Raw genomic sequence first — 1,253 nt, 5'->3', positions numbered from 1 at the left:
GCAGTAAACTGGCGGCAACAGAAGCAACTACGATTAATTTTCTCATCTTATCACCTAAGCCTTTGCATCAGGCAGTCATTGTCCCCGTCGGGTGCAGCTCATCAATCATGGCAAGATATTCTGACATCAGGAAATCCGGGATAGATTAAATATCCTATCCGGTTCAGCCGAATATTCGTTGAGCATTCTGACTCGGTTAAAATAAGAGATGGCATCACACATTATTTATTAACGACACAACGAAATACATACTGCGGACCAACACCATATTTTTCATAGTCACCATCAACTTCTTCTGGGAGTGGTGAAGCAGATTGTCTAAACATAGTCAATGCGAACTGTCTGTCGCCGCCAACATTCCCACGCAACACTTTCTCGGTCCCTTGCTCTGGTCCCTGAGGATTCTTTACCGGAGAGTTGGAGTAATAATCTGCTGCATACCAGTCATTGGTCCATTCTGAACCACTCAATCCCATATCATACAGCCCTAAGGGATTTGATGGGTATTTACCTACTGGATAAATGGGAAGCCCCATCCCGTCAGTGTATTTATTCAGTTCATCCTGGCTTGGGACATTTTTTCCTGGTGAAAACTCACCATTGTTAGTAGCAAACGGAAGATACTGACCTCTGGACCTTGCTGCAAACTCCCATTGCGCCTCTGTCGGCAAATCAATTTTTTTACCGGATTTTTTACCTAACCACTGACAATAATCTTTTGCCTGTTGCCAGATAACACCTGCAGGATAATCCCCCTTTAGCAGAGAAGGATGACGTTTTGCCAGTATATCCACAGGTGGATTTTTTTTATCTTTTACTTTCAAATAAACATTAAAATCATCGTTAGTGACTTTATATTTTGATATCGAAAAATCACTTAAAATAACCTTATGTAAAGTTTTATCATCCTGTTGTATGCTGAAAGGTAATTTTTGACCAACTAATGGACCAAAATCACCCATTAAAAACTCACCACCCTGAACGGGGACCATATTAGAGACCGATTTATCCACAAGTGCTTTAGCTGCTTTTTCACTCCCGGTGGTATTTCCCTGATCGCACCCGGTCAGTAAACCGGCAGCAACGGAAGCAACTACGATTAATTTTCTCATCTTATCACCTCAGCCATTGCATCAGGCAGTCATTGTACCCGTCGGATGCTGGTCGTCGATCATGGCAAGATATTCTGACATCAGGCTATCCGGGACAGGTTTAAATAGTCTCTCCGGTTTATTGGAACATTCATTCAACGT

General features: G+C 42.4%; 2 protein-coding genes. Both read right to left on the bottom strand.

Translation table 11 applies throughout. The features are described 5' to 3' along the window. Positions 1-221: 221 nt before the first annotated feature. Positions 222-992, bottom strand: a complete 771-nt coding sequence (locus N438_RS27410) for an SUMF1/EgtB/PvdO family nonheme iron enzyme (protein WP_243414580.1) — start codon at positions 990-992, stop codon at positions 222-224. A gap of 141 nt (positions 993-1,133) precedes the next feature. After that, positions 1,134-1,250, bottom strand: a complete 117-nt coding sequence (locus N438_RS28485; protein ID WP_004217423.1) for a hypothetical protein — start codon at positions 1,248-1,250, stop codon at positions 1,134-1,136. Between the last annotated feature and the right edge of the window lie 3 nt (positions 1,251-1,253).

Source organism: Klebsiella sp. GL120222-02, assembly GCF_003097195.1.
GTDB classification, from domain to species: Bacteria; Pseudomonadota; Gammaproteobacteria; order Enterobacterales; family Enterobacteriaceae; genus Klebsiella; species Klebsiella variicola.
This window is presented reverse-complemented; position numbering and strand designations above follow the sequence as displayed.